The organism is Pseudoduganella sp. GCM10020061, assembly GCF_042683405.1.
Taxonomy (GTDB): Bacteria; Pseudomonadota; Gammaproteobacteria; order Burkholderiales; family Burkholderiaceae_D; genus Telluria.
On record NZ_JBHUJS010000003.1, the window covers coordinates 308,049 to 325,324 of the forward strand.

Consider the following 17,276-nt stretch of genomic DNA (forward strand, 5'->3'; position numbering starts at 1 on the left):
GCTCGGGGGTAATAACTTATCGTTAGTAAGATTAACCAAGACAAACAAAACGTGTTTTTACCGACACTCGTATAAGATCGCGGGCAAGGGTTGCTATAGAACACTACGATAAGGAAGTTCCCAAGCATGAGTCACTTCCGCCTGAGCGCGGCGGCTACGCTTGCGCTGATGCTGTGCGCCTGTGCGGCGCCGCTGCCCCCGCACGATGCGGCGGGTGGCGCGCCGGCGCAGTGGCAAGCGCCGCTGCCGCATAACGGGAGCGTGGCCGACCTGTCCAGCTGGTGGCGCGTGCAGGGCGATCCGCTGCTGGCCCAGCTCGTCGAATCGGCCCAGGCGAATAGCCCTACCATTGCCAGCGCGGCCACCAGGATCGCGCAGGCGCGCGCGCAGCGTACCGCGGCCGGCGCCGCGCTATTGCCTTCCCTCGACGCTGCCGCCAGCGCCGTGCGCTCGTCGCAGCAGAGCGTGATGCCGATGGGGACGACCACGCAGGCGGCGCTGCAGGCGTCGTGGGAAATCGACTTGTTCGGGGCGCGCAGGGCGGAACGTGCGGCGGCGGCGGCGCGCGTCGATGGCGCGCACGCCGGGTGGCATGCGGCGCGCGTGTCGGTGGCGGCTGAAACGGCGAAACGCTACTACGCCTTGCGCGCCTGCGAGCAGCTGCTGTCGGTGGCGACACGCGATGCAGCTTCCCGTGCCGATACGGCGCGCCTCACCGACCTGAGCGCGGCGGCCGGGTTCCAGGCGCCGGCGACGGCCGCGCTGGCGCGTGCGAGCGCGGCGCAGGCGTCGGCCCGCGCGACCGAACAGCGCGCGCAATGCGACTTCGACGTCAAGGCGCTGGTCGCGCTCACCGCTATCGGTGAACCTGATTTGCGCGCCCGGCTGCGCTCCGCACCGGGCACGCCGCCCGCTCCCCTCGCATTCAATACCATTCCCGCGCAGTTGCTGGCGCAGCGGCCGGACGTGTTCGCGGCCGAGCGCGAAGTCGCTGCGGCCAGCGCGGACGTCGGCAGCGCGCAGGCGCAGCGCTATCCTCGCCTGGCGCTTCAAGGCTCTGTCGGCGTGGGGAATTTCCGCGCCGGCGGAAGCGACACCACGGCCGATACGTGGAGCATCGGGCCGGTGGCGCTGACGGTGCCGGTCTTCGATGGCGGGCGCCGGCGCGCGAATGTGGAGGCGGCGCGTGTGCGCTATGACGAAGCGGTGTCGACCTACCGCGCGACCGCACGCCAGGCGGTGCGCGAGGTGGAGGAGACGCTGGTCACGCTGGCCAGCACTGCGGCGCGCGCGGCCGATGCGCAGGCTGCCCTCGCAGGCTACCGCGCGGCGTTCGTGGCGGCGGAGGACCGCTACCGCAACGGGCTTGGCAGCCTGATCGAACTGGAGGACGCGCGCCGCACCCTGCTCGCGGCGGAGAACGCGGTGATCGTGCTCGAACAGCAGCGCAGCAGCGCGTGGGTGGGCCTGTACCGCGCCGCCGGCGGTGGCTGGAACAGCGCAACACCAGGACAGCAGTAATCACGGAACCAGACATGAAACGAATCTCGTTGACTCCCCGAACCCGGTTGCTGCTCGTCGCCGGCGCCCTCTTGCTTGTTGTATTGCTCTTCTTTGTGTTCCGCAAGCCTGCGGTGCAGGAGGACGCGAAGGCGGGGCCGCAGCCTGCGCTGACGGTGACGGTCGCGCGGCCGTCCTCCGATTCGCTCCCGCTCACGCTGGGCGCGAACGGGAACGTCGCGGCATGGCAGGAGGCCTCGATCGGAAGCGAGGCGATGGGCCTGCGCCTGGCCGAGGTCCGCGTGAATGTGGGCGACGTGGTGAAGAAGGGCGAGGTGCTGGCGGTGTTTGCCAGCGAGACGGTGAATGCGGATGTGCAGCAGGCCCGCGCCGCGCTGATGGAGGCGCAGGCGATGGCGCAGGACGCGGCAGCCAATGCGGCGCGCGCCCGTTCGCTGCGGGCGACGGGCGCGCTGTCCGAGCAGCAGATCGGGCAGTACACGACTGCGGAAAGCACGGCCAATGCGCGCATCGCCGCTGCCAAAGCAACCCTGGAGGCGCAGCAGGTGCGGTTGCGCCAGGCCCGCGTGCTGGCGCCCGACAGCGGCGTCATTTCGGCACGCAGCGCCACTGTCGGCGCGGTGGCCGGCGCGGGCACGGAGCTGTTCCGCATGATCCGCCAGGGCCGCCTGGAGTGGCGCGCGGAAGTCACCGCGAACGACGTGGCCCGCATCAAGCCCGGCGCCGCTGCGGTGGTGCGCGCGCCGGACGGCAGCGAGGCGCGCGGCCGCGTGCGCATGATCGCGCCCACGGTGGACCCGCGCACCCGCACGACGCTGGTGTATGTCGACTTGCCACGCCCACAGGGCATGAACGCGCCGCTCAAGGCGGGCATGTTCGTGGGCGGACGGTTCGAACTCGGCACCTCGAGCGGGATCACGGTGCCGCAGCAGGCCGTCGTGGTGCGCGATGGCTTTTCCTACGTCTTCCGCCTGAACCGGGACAATCGCGTCAGCCAGGTCAAGGTGCAGCCGGGCCGTCGCATCGGCAACCGGATCGAGATCGTCTCCGGCCTGGCGCAGGACGCACAGGTGGTCGTGACCGGGGCGGGCTTCCTCAACGAGGGCGACCTGGTGCGGGTGGCGCCGGCGCCCGCAGCCGGCTAAGGAGGCGCGATGAACTTCTCGGCGTTCTCGATCCGCAATCCGATCCCGGCGATCATGCTGTTCGCGCTGCTCACGCTGGCGGGGCTGCTGGCCTATCGCGCCAATGCGGTGCAGGACTTCCCCGATATCGAGCTACCGATCGTGACCGTGACGTCCACGCTGGAAGGCGCTGCGCCGGCGCAGCTGGAAACCGAAGTGGCGCGCAAGATCGAGGACTCGGTGGCGTCGCTGCAGGGCGTCAAGAATATCTATACCAAGGTGCTCGACGGCGTGGCGACCGTGACGGTCGAGTTCATCCTCGAGAAGAACCTGTCCGATGCGGTCAACGAGGTGCGCGATGCGGTGGCGCGCGTGCGGGCCGACCTGCCCGGCGAGATGCGCGACCCGATCGTCAGCAAGGTCTCGACCGCCGGCCGGGTGGTGCTGACCTTTGCGGCCAGTTCGACTGGTCCCGGCGCGCTGGACGCGCAGGAGCTGAGCTGGTTCGTGGACAACACCGTCACCAAGCGCCTGCTCAGCGTGCCCGGCCTGGGCGCGGTGAAGCGCGTGGGCGGTGTGACGCGCGAGGTGCGGGTGGAACTGGACGACGGCCTGATGGCGGCACTGGGCGTATCGGCCATCGAGGTGTCGCGCCAGCTGCGCAGCGTGCAGCGCGAAGCGCCGGGCGGACGTGGCGACGTGGGCGGCGCCGAGCAGTCGGTGCGCACCATCGCCACCGTGGCCAGTGCGCAGGAGCTGGCGGCGCTCGATATCCCGCTGGCGGACGGGCGTCGCGTGCGCTTGTCCGAAATCGCGAAGGTGAGCGATACGGTCGCCGAGCCGCGCTCGCTGGCGACCCAGGACGGAAAGCCGGTGGTCGGCATCGAGGTGTTCCGCACCAAGGGCGCGAGCGAGATCGCGGTGGCGGAAGGCGCGCGCGAGGCGATCCGGCAGCTGCAGGCCGAGCATCCGCACGTCCGGATGCCGGAGGTGATCGATAACGCCGAGCCGGTGCAGGAGAACTTCGAGGCGTCGATGGAGCTGCTGTACGAGGGCGCGCTGCTGGCGGTGCTGGTGGTCTGGTGGTTCCTGCGCGACTGGCGCGCGACGCTGGTGGCGGCGGCGGCGCTCCCGCTTTCCGTGATCCCGGCCTTCCTGGGACAGTATTGGTTCGGCTACACGCTCAATATGGTGACCCTGCTGTCGCTGGCGCTGGTCGTGGGCGTGCTGGTGGACGATGCGATCGTGGAGATCGAGAATATCGAACGCCATCTTCGGATGGGCAAGTCGCCGATGAAGGCTGCGCTGGAAGCGGCCGACGAAATCGGCATGGCGGTGATTGCGACCACCTTCGCGCTGGTGGCAGTGTTCCTGCCGACGGCATTCATGGGCGGCATCCCGGGAAAATTCTTCAAGCAGTTCGGCTGGACGGCCGTGATCGCGATCCTCGCATCGCTCGTTGTCGCGCGCCTGCTCACGCCGATGATGTCGGCCTATCTCCTCAAGCCCAAGAAGCATGCGGAACAAAGCGACCACTGGATCATGACGCGCTACCTCGGCGTGATGAAGTGGTGCCTGAAGCACCGGCTGGTGACGGCGATCGCATCGGCGGTGTTCTTCATCGCTTCCGTCAGCCTGGCCGCGCTGCTGCCGACCGGCTTCGTGCCGGCGGCGGACCGGGGCCAGACCCAGATCACGCTGGAACTGCCGCCCGGCTCGACGCTGGCGGAGACCCAGGCGGTAGCGGAACAGGTGCGGCGCACGGCGATGCAGGTCCCCGGCGTGCTGGGCGTGTTCAGTTCCGTGGGCGGCGGCTCGTCCGGCGATATCTTCTCACCCGGCGCGGCGGCGGAAGCGCGCCGGGCGGTGCTGACCGTGCGCACCTCGCATCGCGACGACCGCGACGAATCGCTTGCGGCGATCGAGAACCGGATCCGCGCCAGGCTGGCCGACGTGCCGGGCGCGCGCTTCAACGTGGGCCCGCCGGATACGGGTGTGAAGATGCAGCTGGTGCTGCGCAGCGAGGACCCGGTGGCGCTGACCGCCGCAGCGCGGGCCGCTGAGCGCGAGATGCGTACGCTGCAAGGGGTGGGCAACGTGAGCTCGACGGCATCGCTGGTGCGGCCGGAAATCATCGTGCGGCCCGACTTTGCGCGCGCGGCGGAGATGGGCGTGACCGCGGCCGCCATCGGCGAGACGGTGCGCGTCGCGACCGCAGGCGATTATGACCAGGCGCTGACCAAGATGAACTTCAGCGACCGCCAGGTACCGATCCGGGTCAAGCTGCCGGATGACGTGCGCGCGGACCTCGATGCGATCGGGCGCCTTACCGTGCCGGGCAAGGATGGGCCGGTGATGCTGGCGACCGTGGCGGCCATCACGATGGATTCGGGCCCGGCGGAAATCGACCGGCTCAATCGCAGCCGCAACGTGACCCTGTCGGTCGAGCTGGGCGGCCGCTCGCTGGGCGAAGTGAACGAGGAAGCACGCGCGCTGCCGGCGCTGAAGAACTTGCCGCCGTCGGTGCAGATCGCGGAGCTCGGGGACGCGCAAGAGATGCAGGCGCTGTTCGCCAGCTTCGGCCTGGCGATGGCGATCGGGGTGCTGTGCATCTACTGCGTGCTGGTGCTGCTGTTCCGCGACTTCATGCAGCCGATGACCATTCTGGCGGCGCTGCCGCTGTCGATCGGCGGTGCGTTCGTGGGGCTGCTCATCACCGGGTATGCGCTGTCGATGCCGTCGATGATCGGCCTGATCATGCTGATGGGGATCGTGACGAAGAATTCAATCCTGCTGGTCGATTACGCAATCCTCGCGCGCGACGCGGGCATGAGCCGCTTCGATGCGCTGGTGGATGCGTGCCACAAGCGCAGCCGGCCAATCGTGATGACCACCATTGCGATGGGTGCGGGCATGCTGCCGCTGGCGCTGGGCTTGAATGGCGATCCGAGCTTCAGGGCGCCGATGGCGATCACTGTCATCGGGGGGCTGATTACGTCGACGCTTTTGAGCCTGCTTGTGGTCCCGGCGGTGTTCACGTATGTGGACGACCTGGAGCACCTGATCGCGCGCGGGATGGCGCGGTTGCGGGCACGGAAAGGTTCGGCTGCGGTTGATGGGCCGCCGGCCCGGTAGGCGTCGCTGCAGGAGGAGTGGCGGAATCGGCCCGGTTATGGGCGATTCCGCCAAAAAGGAGGGGACGGTCCTTGCGGGGACCATCCCCTTTTTCTCGCCTAGACCATTGGCGGGTCGGTTTCGCGGGCGAAGACGCGGTGGCCCGCAAGCGCAGTCTTGAAGGCTTGCAGGGCGGCGCTGACGTCGGACGATTCGGTGCCGACCAGGCCAGGGTCGTCGGAGCCGTCCGGCAGCTTGGGCGGTACGCCGGCCTGCTTCAGCAGCGCGGCGCCGGCGCCGATCACCATGATCGGCTTGCAGTGACGGTACTGCTCGCGCACGAAGTCGAGGGCGTGCGCGTCCAGCGCCAGCGATTGCGCCGCCTTTTCGCCGTCCGGCACGACGACCGCGTCGTACAGCGCCGACGGGCCGGTCTCCATGGTGATCTCGACATCGAGCGTTGCGCCATCGGTGCCCGTCACTTTGCCGAGCATGCTGCCGACGATGCGCGCCACCGCGCCATCCGCCGTCAGCGAGGCGTACACCTCGCGCACGCACGATGCCTCCACGCCGTTCGCCACCAGCACCGCCACCTTGCGCGTGCGGATGCCCGTTTCGCCCGGACGCGACAGCAGCGACAGCGCCGGCGACGGCTCGTATTCGGGCGTCGGCAGATCGGTCGCCAGCGGCAGCGGATCGGGCAGTTCCATCCCGAGTCCGTTCGCGACGATCTGCGCGAGGTTGGTATCGACGTTGGCCAGCAGCGCCAGCACGCGGCGGCGCACGGCCGGCACCTGGCAGCGCGTCAGCTCGAAGCGGTAGGCGTTGGCGATGTGGGCCTGCTCGGCCGGCGTCTGGCTCTGGTAGAACAGGCGCGCCTGCGAGTAGTGGTCGGCGAACAGTTCGGGCTTGCCGCGCACCTTGTCTTCCGCGATCGGCTGCGGGAAGCTGGTAAAGCCTTGCGGGCCGGCCTGGAACGGGCTGCCGCCCGCCAGCGAGTTCGGTTCGTAGTTGACGCGGCCGCGGTTAATGGCCTGCCGGTGGAAGCCGTCGCGCTGGTTGTTCTGGATCTGCGCAACGGGCGTGTTGATCGGGATTTCGTGGAAGTTCGGTCCGCCCAGGCGCGTGAGCTGCGTGTCGACGTAGGAGTGGATGCGGCCCTGCAGCAGCGGGTCGTTGGAGAAGTCGATGCCGGGGATGATGTGCGCCGTGCAGAACGCCACCTGCTCGGTTTCGGCGAAGAAGTTGTCCGGGTTGCGGTTCAGGACCATGCGGCCGACGGGACGCAGCGGGACCATCTCTTCCGGCACTATCTTGGTCGGGTCGAGCACGTCGAAGCCGAACTTCTCGGCCTCTTCTTCGGTAAAGACTTGCAGGCCCAGTTCGTACTCGGGGAATTCGCCCGCTTCGATCGCTTCCCACAGGTCGCGACGGTGGAAGTCGGGATCGGCGCCGATCAGCTTGACCGCTTCGTCCCACACCAGCGAGTGCGTGCCCTGCAGCGGGTTCCAGTGGAATTTGCAGAACACCGACTGCCCTTCCGCATTCACCAGGCGGAAGGTGTGCACGCCGAAGCCCTGCATGGTGCGGTAGCTGCGCGGGATGGCGCGGTCGGACATCGCCCACATCAGCATGTGCGCCGACTCGGGCATCAGCGAGACGAAGTCCCAGAAGGTGTCGTGCGCGGTGGAAGCCTGCGGCATCTGGTGGTGCGGTTCGGGCTTGGCCGCGTGGACCAGGTCCGGGAATTTCATGGCGTCCTGAATGAAGAAGACCGGCATGTTATTGCCGACCAGGTCCCAGTTGCCCTCTTCCGTGTAGAACTTGACCGCGAAGCCGCGCACGTCGCGCACGGTGTCGGGCGAGCCGCGCTCGCCCACCACGGTGGAGAAGCGCACGAACACGGGTGTGCGCTTGCCCGCAGCGGCGAATGGCGCGGCGCGGGTCAGGTCGGAGAAATCCTTGTAGCTTTCGAAGTAGCCATGCGCGGCCGAGCCGCGCGCGTGCACCACGCGCTCAGGGATGCGTTCGTGGTCGAAGTGCGTGAGTTTTTCGCGCAGGATGAAGTCTTCCATCGCGGTCGGCCCACGCAGGCCGATCTTCAGCGAATTCTGGTTGTCCGCGACCGGCACGCCCTGGTTGGTGGTGAGGTGCTGCGCGCTGCCGTCCACGCGCACGCGGTCCAGCGGCATCACGGTCGGGTTGCCGCCGATGACGGGGTTGCCGGTGCCGAGCTTGGCCGAGGCGATGCCTTCGGTGCTGGTGCTGGCGGTGGCAATCGGCGTGGATGGCGTGGCGGTGGCGCCAGGCTGCGGCGTGCGCGCGGCGTCGCCGTGCTCACCCGCCTTGTTCGGATTGAATGGCATCGATTCCGGCAGCTCCTGGCCGGCGACGATCTTTTCCAGTAACTGGTCCGCGACCGGGTTGGATGGCCCCAGGCTTTTTGGCGGCGTCGGATCGGATGGACCGGATACCGTGCTCTTGATCGAACCCGCGCCCTCGACGCCGGAGCCGGTCGGTTTTTTACGTGACACCATGTAGCACCTCGTGGTTTTTATGGTCGCGCGGGCACAGCAATGCACCGACGCGCCGGTGTTGGCTTGAATGCGCGTGCATCGCCTCAGCGGAATGAACGTGCTATCGGAATAAGGCGCCGGGCGGCTCCAGGAGGAGCGGCCCGGCGGTGGTACTGCTGCTCGCCGTTACATCCCGCGAGCGCAGTGGCCTATGCGGCGGCAGCTGGGCCGGCGCGGCACGGCCCCCGAGGCGTTGCGTCAGTCGTGGTGACGGCCGCCCATCAGCTTGGCCAGGATCCAGCCTGCCGCCACAGCCATCAGGACCGACGAGCCCGGACGGGCACGGACGTACTCGCGGCCGCTATCGAGGAAGTGGCCGTACGCTTCGCCCAGCTTCTTGCTCTTGTCGTCGAGGGTGCCGCCCATGCCCGAGAACGAGCTGGCCAGCTTGTCGACGGCTGCGTGCGCGCTGGACGCCAGGCGATCCACCACCGGCTGGGCGGCATGCGCTGCGCGGTCGATGGTCTGGTGCAGGTCCTGTGCGTTGTGCGGCATGGTCATCGAGCCGCCGCTGGCGCCGCCGGACATGGACGAGCTGCCCTGGGTGCCCGACATCGAGCTGCCGGTCGAGCTGTGGCTGCCGGACATCGAGCTGTTCTGGCCGCTCATGCTCGAGCTGCTGCCCGACAGGCCGGACGCCATGCTGGCCGAGGAGCCGGCTGCGCTGCTGCTGCCCAGCGAGCTGGAGGAAGAGCCGGAGCTGCCGCTCTGCGACGAGCCCGACGAGGAGCTGCCCATGCCGCCCGACACGCCGGAACGGCTGCCTTGCGAGCCGGACAGGTTGCTCTGCGAGCCGGACAGGCCGCTGCCGGAGGAGCCGGACTGGCCGCTCTGCGAGGACGAGCCCGACAGGCCGCTGCCGGACGAACCGGAGCTGCTCGAGGACGAACCGGACAGGCCGCTGCCGGACGATCCCGACAGGCCGCTGCCCGACGAACCGGACTGGCCGCTCTGAGACGACGAGCCCGACAGGCCGCTGCCCGAAGAGCCCGATACCCCGCTTTGCGAGGAACCCGACAGACCGCCGGACGAACCGGATTTGCCGCTCTGCGACGAGCCCGACAGGCCGCTCTGGGACGAGCCCGAGGAAGCGCTGCCGGATGAAACACCCGAGCCGGACGAGCTGCTGCCCGTGCGGACATCCTTACCCATATTCGTACCCGTTTCCTTCTGGTCGCGACCGCTACCCGCGTTCGGTTTTTGATTTTCCATGATCCATTCCTCGATAAAATTGTTCACAAACGTGCGTGGGGACGCGCAACTGAACATCTGCGTCGAATACAAAAAATATAACTTCGAGGCCGGTGTCACCGTGCGATGGCTAACAGAGCAGCGCCAGCCTGCGATTCAATGGAGATAGACAGAGGGAGTGCGGGACAGTTCTCGAACGCGTCAACTTTGCCGAACATCGGCAAACGTCGCGCAACTTCAGGGAATTTCGTGGATCTTGCGTTAAATATTGGCAAGCAGCAGGAAGGCCGGCAATCTGGCCTTATCTTGCAGCAACTTCGCGCATTGCACGCTAAAGTTGGTTAATTGCAAGGGAACTGCCCTGCATCGCAGGACAGTTCCCACAGGCATCAGAAACGGAAGCCCAGCTTGGCGCCGTAGCTGGTCGCATCGCCCGTGCGGTCAGCCTCGACGGCAATGTTCACCAAGGCGAAGTTGAAGTTTGCGCCGACGAACACTTTGTTCTGGTTGAATTTTTCGCGAACCAGGCCCGGCACGCCGTTTGGCGTGCTGTTGGTGCGCACGATGCCAACGCCTGCATACGGCGTGACGAAGGTCAGCCCTTTCGAGATGGACAGGTCGATGCCCGCGGTCTCCAGGTCCAGCTGGTCCACGCCACGCATGGTGGTGTAGCTGGCGCGCAGGCCGAGCGCCGGGGTGGCGATGCCGCCTTCGATCAGCGCGTAACGCACTTCGGCGCCCATCAGCTTGATGTTGGTGTTGGGGACAGCCGAGTACATCGCGCCGACATCGATACCGAACGGCAGGCCCTTGTGCACGTGCAGCTTCGGCACGGCCAGCGTGGTCGGCGCGTCGCCGCCGGACACGGCGCGGTCCAGCACTTCCGGATGCGCGAGCTTGGTGGCGGTCAGCTCCACGCCAATGTCGAAGCCCAGGGTACCGGTCGATTCCGCCGGGGTCAGCGGCTTGTAGCTGAGCGCGGAGCCGAGGTCTTCGGACAGCAGGCGGAAGTCCTTCTGGCTGAAGCCGAACAGGTTATCGATATCGTCCCCTGCGTGGGCGAACGGGACGGCGCTCAGTGCGATGACGGCTGCGGCAATCTTGCGGTGAAACATGTTGCTTCCTTTGAGGTGAGAATATTTACTTGGCGAAGTATATATTCTCACCAGGAGGATTCCGGAAACGGTTCCGAAATGCAGCCTCAGGTGTTGTTTGAGGCGCACAGGCCCGAGCCCTCATCCGGCACACGGAGCCGGGCCCGGTCCGCGCCGGGTCGCAGGTTAGAACTTGTGGGAGATGCCGACCTGGTACGAGGTGACGCGACTGACGCGCTCACGGCCGGCATAGGCGTACAGGTCGGTGCGCTTGGACAGGTGGTAGTCGTAGCCCACGCCCGTCTCGCGCACCGTGGTGCGCTCGAACGCCGCGGTTTCCTGCTTCTGCTTCGACACCACCGCCTTGAAGTCGCCCTTGCCCACGGTGTACACCGCGCCCAGCAGCATGCCGGTGTAGTCGCCCGTTGCCACGGCTTCCGTATCGCCCTGCGCGTACTGGGCCGACAGGCGCAGCGCGCCGAACTTGTAGTAGCCGCCCGTGGTCCACATTGACGGCTGGCCGGTGCCGGCGCGCGTCTCGGCCGCCTTCTCGTAGCCGACGTAGGCGAACACGGGACCCTGGTCGTACTGGCCGAGCACGCTCATGCCGTTCGACGCGCCGTTAATCTCGGACAACACATACTGCACCGCGCCGGTGAAGCCGCCCACCTTCGGGCTGGTGTAGGTGACCGAATTCGACACGCGCGAGCTGGACACGCCCACGCGCATCATCGGCTCGTTGACCTTGCCGATCACGCCATCGGCGCCGAACGGCTCCACTTTGGACTGCACGCTGTCGACCAGGTTCTTGGTGCGCCCGAAAATCGCGGTGCCGAAGCCGCCGGTCAGGCCCACGTTGGCCTGGCGTTCCCAGAACACGCCCTTTTGCGCGCCGCTATCGAGCAGGAATTCGTTTTCCAGCGTAAATACCGCCGAGATGCCGTTGCCGAGGTCTTCCACGCCGCGGAAGCCGAGGCGCGACGCATGGTTCTCGCGCTGGATCAGTTTCTTGCCGGTCTGCTTGGCGAAGCCGACATCGACCACGCCATACACGGTAACGGAGCTTTGCGCCTGGGCGGAACCGATGGCGGACAGGGCGAGGAGTGCGAAGAGAGATTTTTTCACTTGAGTTATCACGAGTGGTTGAAGGAAGTAGTGCCGAAACGAATCTTGCTTGGCAAAAGTTTCAACCTGATGACATGTGCAATGCCGGTAACACTCCGCAAGCCGACATATGTATGTGAAAAAGTTATCGGAACATAATGTTGCTGCTGTAATATCCGTGAACGTGGTTCCCCCGCGGAGCCCACGCACAACAACTTACAAGCCAACCGCACCCTGAGGTACTCTATGCGACTACGCCATTTGCCAGTCATGCTGGCGGGGTTCACGCTGTCGATGTCCGCGCTCGCCGCGAGCACCGACCGCTGGACGCTCCCCGTCAATGTCAAAAAACTCGATAACGGCCTGACCGTCATCATCTCGCCCGACCACAGCTCGCCGACCGTCGGCGTCAGCGTGGTGTACCACGTCGGCATGCGCCTCGAACCGAAGAACCGTACCGGCTTCGCGCACCTGTTCGAACACCTGATGTTCCAGGGCACCCCGAACGCACCGAAGGGCGTGTTCGACAAGACCATCACGGGCGGCGGCGGCAACAACAACGGCTCCACCCGCGCCGACTTCACCAACTACATCGAGACCGCGCCGGTCTCCGCGCTCGAGCCGATCCTGTGGCTGGAAGCGGACCGCATGAAGACCCTCGACTTCAATCCGGCCACGCTGAAGAACCAGCAGGACGTGGTGAAGGAAGAGATCCGCGTCAACGTGAAGAACCAGCCATACGGCGGCTTCATGTGGATCGACATCGGCCAGCACGCATTCCAGAAATGGGAAAACAACCACGACGGCTACGGCAGCTTCCAGGACCTGGAAGGCGCCAGCCTCGAGGACGTGCGCAACTTCCACCGCGACTACTACGGCCCGAACAACGCCGTGCTGTCGATCGCAGGCGACATCACGCCGGCACAAGGCTTCGCGCTCGCGCAGAAGTACTTCGGCGGCATCGCTGCGCGCCCGACGCCGAAGAGCGGCGACTTCAGCGAACCGCTGAACACGCAGGAAAAGCGCGTCGAGCAGAGCGACGCACTGGCGCAGGTGCCGGCAATCGCCGCTGCCTGGAAGATGCCGACCCGCGGCAGTAAGGACCAGGCGCCGATGGCCGTGCTGGGCGAACTGCTGGCCGGCGGCGACGCATCGGTGCTGTACCAGGGCCTGGTCAAGGGCCGCGAACTGGCGCTGAACATCGACTCGCTGTATGGCCTGACCAGCCCATGGGAATACAACGGCCCTACCCTGTTCACGCTGTTCGCCCTGTACAAGCCGAACACCAACGCCGATGCGGTGCTCACCGCCATCGATGAGGAAGTGGCCAAGATCGTCGCCAACGGCGTCGACGACGCGACCCTCAAGCGCGTCAAGACCCGCATGCTGGCCGACTGGAACAACAAGCTGGAAAGCTTCATCAACCGCGCCGACACCCTGGCCAAGCTGCAGACCCTGTGGGGCGACGCCAACGTCGTCAACAAGATCCCCGGCTGGATCGACGGCGTCACCTCGGCTGACGTCCAGCGCACCGCCAAGACCTACCTGACCCGCGAGAACCGCACGGTCATCGACCGTAAACCGGCACCGAAGGCGCCTGCTGCACCAGCCCCTGCGCCGGCAGCTGCACCTGCGGCCGCACCAGCGCCAGCTCCTGCTGGCACCACCAAATAAGGAGCGCATCGATGAAAAAACTGATGCTTGCACTGACGATCTCCCTGGCATTCCCGGCCGCGTACGCGCAGCAGGAAGCCAAGGCGGCGCCGAAAGCCGAAGCCAAGGCGGCAGCCCTGCCGGCTTTCGGCAAAGAGAAAACCATCCCGGCGCCGAAGATCGCCAAGAAGGTCCTGTCCAACGGACTGGAAGTCTGGGTCGTGCCACGCACCGGCCTGCCGCGCGTGGACTACGTGCTGGCGGTACGCGGCTCGGGCCTCGCGGCTGACGACAAGGCGCACCCTGGCTTTGCCAAGCTGCTGGCCGGCCTGCTGTCCGAAGGCACCGCCAAGCGCGATTCGCGCGCTGTCGCCGAACTGGCGCAGGGCTATGGCGGCTCGGTCGGCGCCAGCGCCGGCTTCGACGGCATCACCGTGTTCGGCAATGCGCTCGCGTCCAACGCCGCGCCGATGCTGAACCTGATGGCCGAAGTGGCGCGCATGCCGTCCTTCCCAGCCAAGGAAGTCACGCTGGCCAAGGCGAACGCGCTGCAGGCGCTGCGCGTCGCCGAGACCCAGCCGCGCTTCCGCGCCGAGCGCGCGCTGGCGACCGCCATGTACGGTGCGCACCCGTATGGCAGCACCGAGCACACGGTCGAATCGATCAACGGCACCACCGAGGAACTGCTCAAGGCGGAACACGCCAAGCGCTTCCGTCCGGAGCGCAGCCTGCTGGTCGTGACCGGCCGTATCAGCGAAGCGGACGCGATGAAGTTCGCGCAGGCCGCCTTCGGCGACTGGAAAGCGACCGGCGCGGCTGTGGCGGAACCGGGCCCGGCGCCGACCAGCGCCCAGCCGGTGCGCGTGGTGCTGCAGCGTGACGGCAGCGTGCAGTCCACCCTGCGCCTGGGCGCCCCGGCCATCCCGGCCCGCAACCCGGACTACGTGCCGCTGCGCCTGACCAGCACCATCCTGGGCGGCAGCTTCTCGAGCCGCGTCAACACCAACCTGCGCGAAGAAAAGGGTTACACCTACGGCGCGTCGGCAGGTGCACGCAGCTACCGCGAAGGCGGCGGCATCGTGGGCGGCGCGGACGTGCGCAACGAAGTGACCGGCGCATCGCTGACCGAGTACTTCAAGGAGTACAAGAAGCTTGGCACCGAACTGGTACCGGCCGACGAGATGAGCATGAACAAGCGCTACGTCGCCGGCAGCTACCTGATCACCAACCAGCTGCAGCGCGCCGTCGCGGCGACGCTGGCCAACAACTGGCTGATCGGACTGCCGTCCGAGTTCCTCGGCCAGTTCGTCCCGGCGATCCAGAAGGTCACCCCGGAGCAGGTGCGCGACATGGGCAAGAAATACTTCAACCCTGAAGCGCAATCCGTGGTGGTCGTTGGCGACAGCAAGGCGATCGCCGAGCAGCTGAAGGCGTTCGGCGAGTTCAAAGTCACCGACAAGTAATACATCCAGGGGACGGTCCTGCCGGGACGTCCCCTTCCCCTTCGCCCTCCACTCCTCCTCTGGTTCACGGTTTTTCGTGTATCGTTCCGGTTTGGCTTCTGCAAAACCGTTTCCGATGAACCTGAACAAAAAACAGCTGGTCAAGGTCCTGCTCGCGATCCTGATCTCCGCAGTACTGGCAATCGTCAGCGTCTACCTCATCATTCACCTCGGCCAGGCTGTTCTCCAGTGGTTCAATTCGCTTGCACCGCGCACGCGAACCTGGCTCACCTTCGCGATGCTGGTGATTGTCGCGCTGTCGACGGCATACGGGATCTGGCGCATGCGCAAGGCCCGCAAGCAGTAGCGCAACCGCCTGGCCGATCGGCTCAGTTCGAAAAGTCCGGGGACGGTACTGCCGCCCTGGCGTGCGCGGCCAGGCCCCTTTCCAGGAACGGCGCGACCTGGTCGGCCGGCGCCGGCCGTCCAAGGTGGTAGCCCTGCGCCTCGTCGCACCCCAGCTCGCGCACCACGCGCAGCTGCTCTTCCGTCTCGACACCCTCCGCAACGATCGCCATGCCCAGCGCGTGCGCCATCGAGACGATCGCCTGGTAGAACACGCGCCCTTCCGGCGACTTGCTCAGGCCTGCGGTGAACGAGCGGTCCACCTTCAGCACGTCCATCCTGAGCAGCGCGAGCTGCGACAGCGAGGAATAACCTGAGCCGAAGTCGTCCACGTGCAGCTTGACGCCCAGCTTGCGGATTGCCGCCAGCTGCTCCAGGATGTGCTTCTGCTCGCCCATCATGGCCGATTCCGTGATCTCCACTTCGATCAGGCGAGGACTGAGCTTGTGCAGCGCCAGCTGCGCCGCCAGCATGCGGTGCACGCCGCCCTGTTCGAACTGGCGCGGCGACACATTGATCGACACCGGCACCAGTTGCAAGCCCATGGCACGCCAGGCGCTAAGCTGCGCGCATGCCTTTTCCACCACCAGGTCGCCGATGCGGTGAATCAGCGCGCCGGACTCCGCCAGCGGGATGAAGTCCGATGGCGGCACGAAGCCCATCTCCGGATGCTGCCAGCGCAGCAGTGCCTCCATGCTGCACACGCGTCCCGTGCGCAGGTCCACGCGCGGCTGGAAGTGCAGAAGGAGCTCGTTGCGCTCCACCGCAAGCGCAAGCTGCTGCTTGAGCCGCGCGCGTCCCTTGACGCTGGCGTAGCGCAGGCTGTCGAAGAAACGGAACCTGCCCTTGCCGTCCTCCTTGGCCCAGTACATCGCAATGTCCGCATGCTGGAGCAGGCTGGCCGGGTCACGGCCATCGCGCGGGAACACGCCGATGCCGATCGATGCGCCGACCGAATGCAGCTGCTCGCCCACCGAGAACGGCCTGGCCAGCGCATCGACGATGCGCTGGGCGACCGCGCCTGCGTGGGCATCGGATTCGTCCTCGCCCAGCAGCACGACAAACTCGTCGCCGCCAAAGCGCACCAGCACATCGTCCGGCCGCAGCAGCGACTTCAGGCGGCGCGCGGCCTGCTGCAGCACCATGTCGCCCGCCGCGTGCCCGTGCGTGTCGTTCACCTGCTTGAACTCGTCCAGGTCGATCAGCAGCAGCGGCAGCGCGCGGCCTTCCCGCCCAACCTTCGCAAGCAGGGCCTGGAACGACTGCGCCAGCCAGTGGCGGTTCGGCAGCGCAGTGAGCAGGTCCTCGTTGGCGGAGCGGTACAGCGCTTCCTCATGCGCCTTGCGCGCCGTGATGTCCTGGAGCGTGATCGACAGGCTGTTGCCGACACGGACGATGCGCCGCTGGACCCATTGGACGCGCCCACGTCCGCCGGGCGGCATCTCGCGCTCGTCCTGGTCGAAGCCACACGCCATCGCGCGGCCGCAGGCGTCCAGCAGGCCGGAGCCGGATGCGCCCTGGTCCAGGGTCGATACCCGCACTCCGGTCAGTTCGCTCCGCGACATGCCGAAGAACGATGCGCCGCGCTCATTGCAGTCGACGATATCGAAATCCGTCAGGCCGCCGTCCCGGTTGCGCACGGCTGTCGCCATGTACATGCCGTCTTCGGCGTGCTGCACCGCGGCCCAGTAAACACGCCGGCTTTCCGCATCCTCGCGCCAGCGCCGCAAGGTGCGGTGCAGCGCAACGGCGAACCACGGCGCCAGGATCGTGGCGAGCACGCTCAGGAAGGCCGCTTCGTCGCGGCGCCGGCTGGCCCGCTCCGCCGCCTGCTCCATTGCGTCCTGCGCGGGCTCGCCGGCGGGCGGAGCTTCGGTGACGACGGCGCTGCCGGCCCAGCCCTCGACCATCGCGGTGCGCTGGCGCGCGCCGGCCAGGTCGGCTTGCTCCGCCGCGATGACACGGCTCCATAGCACGGCGCACGCGAGGGCCGCCAGCAGCGGCACCGCAATGACCAGCAAGCGGTCCCTCAGTTCGATGGGGCTGGCCATG

11 protein-coding genes are annotated in these 17,276 nt (G+C 67.0%); 6 read left to right on the plus strand and 5 right to left on the minus strand.

The window, feature by feature from the left end; translation table 11 throughout:
• The first annotated feature begins 126 nt into the window (after nt 1–126).
• The 3 genes from ACFSQR_RS08810 to ACFSQR_RS08820 are packed head-to-tail and all read left to right on the plus strand — an operon-like array spanning nt 127 to nt 5,780.
• Nucleotides 127–1,521: an efflux transporter outer membrane subunit gene (locus tag ACFSQR_RS08810; RefSeq protein WP_377729350.1), complete on the plus strand. Its 1,395-nt coding sequence runs from the start codon at nt 127–129 to the stop codon at nt 1,519–1,521.
• A gap of 14 nt (nt 1,522–1,535) precedes the next feature.
• Entirely contained in the window at nt 1,536–2,666 is a 1,131-nt protein-coding gene (locus ACFSQR_RS08815) for an efflux RND transporter periplasmic adaptor subunit (protein ID WP_377729351.1), read from the plus strand.
• A 9-nt stretch (nt 2,667–2,675) separates the two neighbouring features.
• Nucleotides 2,676–5,780: an efflux RND transporter permease subunit gene (locus ACFSQR_RS08820; protein WP_377729352.1), complete on the plus strand. Its 3,105-nt coding sequence runs from the start codon at nt 2,676–2,678 to the stop codon at nt 5,778–5,780.
• A gap of 98 nt (nt 5,781–5,878) precedes the next feature.
• On the opposite strand, the gene ACFSQR_RS08825 is transcribed toward ACFSQR_RS08820, so the two are convergent.
• The 4 genes from ACFSQR_RS08825 to ACFSQR_RS08840 all read right to left on the minus strand — a co-directional run bounded on the left by ACFSQR_RS08825 (nt 5,879) and on the right by ACFSQR_RS08840 (nt 11,745).
• On the minus strand, nt 5,879–8,296 hold the full coding sequence (locus ACFSQR_RS08825) for a catalase (RefSeq protein ID WP_377729353.1): 2,418 nt from the start codon (nt 8,294–8,296) through the stop codon (nt 5,879–5,881).
• Between the two features lie 237 nt (nt 8,297–8,533).
• Entirely contained in the window at nt 8,534–9,547 is a 1,014-nt protein-coding gene (locus tag ACFSQR_RS08830; RefSeq protein ID WP_377729354.1) for a hypothetical protein, read from the minus strand.
• Between the two features lie 368 nt (nt 9,548–9,915).
• Nucleotides 9,916–10,641: a hypothetical protein gene (locus ACFSQR_RS08835; RefSeq protein ID WP_377729355.1), complete on the minus strand. Its 726-nt coding sequence runs from the start codon at nt 10,639–10,641 to the stop codon at nt 9,916–9,918.
• Between the two features lie 165 nt (nt 10,642–10,806).
• On the minus strand, nt 10,807–11,745 hold the full coding sequence (locus ACFSQR_RS08840) for a porin (protein ID WP_377729356.1): 939 nt from the start codon (nt 11,743–11,745) through the stop codon (nt 10,807–10,809).
• Nucleotides 11,746–11,970: 225 nt separating this feature from the next.
• On the opposite strand from ACFSQR_RS08840, the gene ACFSQR_RS08845 reads away from it, so the two are divergent.
• From ACFSQR_RS08845 to ACFSQR_RS08855, 3 genes are all read left to right on the plus strand, one after another.
• Complete coding sequence (locus ACFSQR_RS08845) at nt 11,971–13,398, plus strand: M16 family metallopeptidase (protein ID WP_377729357.1); 1,428 nt, start codon at nt 11,971–11,973, stop codon at nt 13,396–13,398.
• 11 nt (nt 13,399–13,409) lie between these two features.
• Complete coding sequence (locus tag ACFSQR_RS08850; protein ID WP_377729358.1) at nt 13,410–14,840, plus strand: M16 family metallopeptidase; 1,431 nt, start codon at nt 13,410–13,412, stop codon at nt 14,838–14,840.
• Between the two features lie 115 nt (nt 14,841–14,955).
• Nucleotides 14,956–15,186: a hypothetical protein gene (locus ACFSQR_RS08855; RefSeq protein WP_377729359.1), complete on the plus strand. Its 231-nt coding sequence runs from the start codon at nt 14,956–14,958 to the stop codon at nt 15,184–15,186.
• Between the two features lie 22 nt (nt 15,187–15,208).
• On the opposite strand, the gene ACFSQR_RS08860 is transcribed toward ACFSQR_RS08855, so the two are convergent.
• Nucleotides 15,209–17,275 (minus strand): putative bifunctional diguanylate cyclase/phosphodiesterase, encoded by a 2,067-nt coding sequence (locus ACFSQR_RS08860; RefSeq protein ID WP_377729360.1) that lies wholly within the window; start codon nt 17,273–17,275, stop codon nt 15,209–15,211.
• Nucleotide 17,276 lies beyond the last annotated feature (1 nt).

Excerpts from the sequence above, each read along its gene's own strand:
- ACFSQR_RS08810 (WP_377729350.1), top strand. The coding sequence starts at position 127 with ATGAGTCACTTCCGCCTGAGCGCGGCGGCTACGCTTGCGCTGATGCTG.
- ACFSQR_RS08815 (WP_377729351.1), top strand. The coding sequence starts at position 1,536 with ATGAAACGAATCTCGTTGACTCCCCGAACCCGGTTGCTGCTCGTCGCC.
- ACFSQR_RS08820 (WP_377729352.1), top strand. The coding sequence starts at position 2,676 with ATGAACTTCTCGGCGTTCTCGATCCGCAATCCGATCCCGGCGATCATG.
- ACFSQR_RS08825 (WP_377729353.1), bottom strand. The coding sequence starts at position 8,296 with ATGGTGTCACGTAAAAAACCGACCGGCTCCGGCGTCGAGGGCGCGGGT.
- ACFSQR_RS08830 (WP_377729354.1), bottom strand. The coding sequence starts at position 9,547 with ATGGAAAATCAAAAACCGAACGCGGGTAGCGGTCGCGACCAGAAGGAA.
- ACFSQR_RS08835 (WP_377729355.1), bottom strand. The coding sequence starts at position 10,641 with ATGTTTCACCGCAAGATTGCCGCAGCCGTCATCGCACTGAGCGCCGTC.
- ACFSQR_RS08845 (WP_377729357.1), top strand. The coding sequence starts at position 11,971 with ATGCGACTACGCCATTTGCCAGTCATGCTGGCGGGGTTCACGCTGTCG.
- ACFSQR_RS08850 (WP_377729358.1), top strand. The coding sequence starts at position 13,410 with ATGAAAAAACTGATGCTTGCACTGACGATCTCCCTGGCATTCCCGGCC.
- ACFSQR_RS08855 (WP_377729359.1), top strand. The coding sequence starts at position 14,956 with ATGAACCTGAACAAAAAACAGCTGGTCAAGGTCCTGCTCGCGATCCTG.
- ACFSQR_RS08860 (WP_377729360.1), bottom strand. The coding sequence starts at position 17,275 with ATGGCCAGCCCCATCGAACTGAGGGACCGCTTGCTGGTCATTGCGGTG.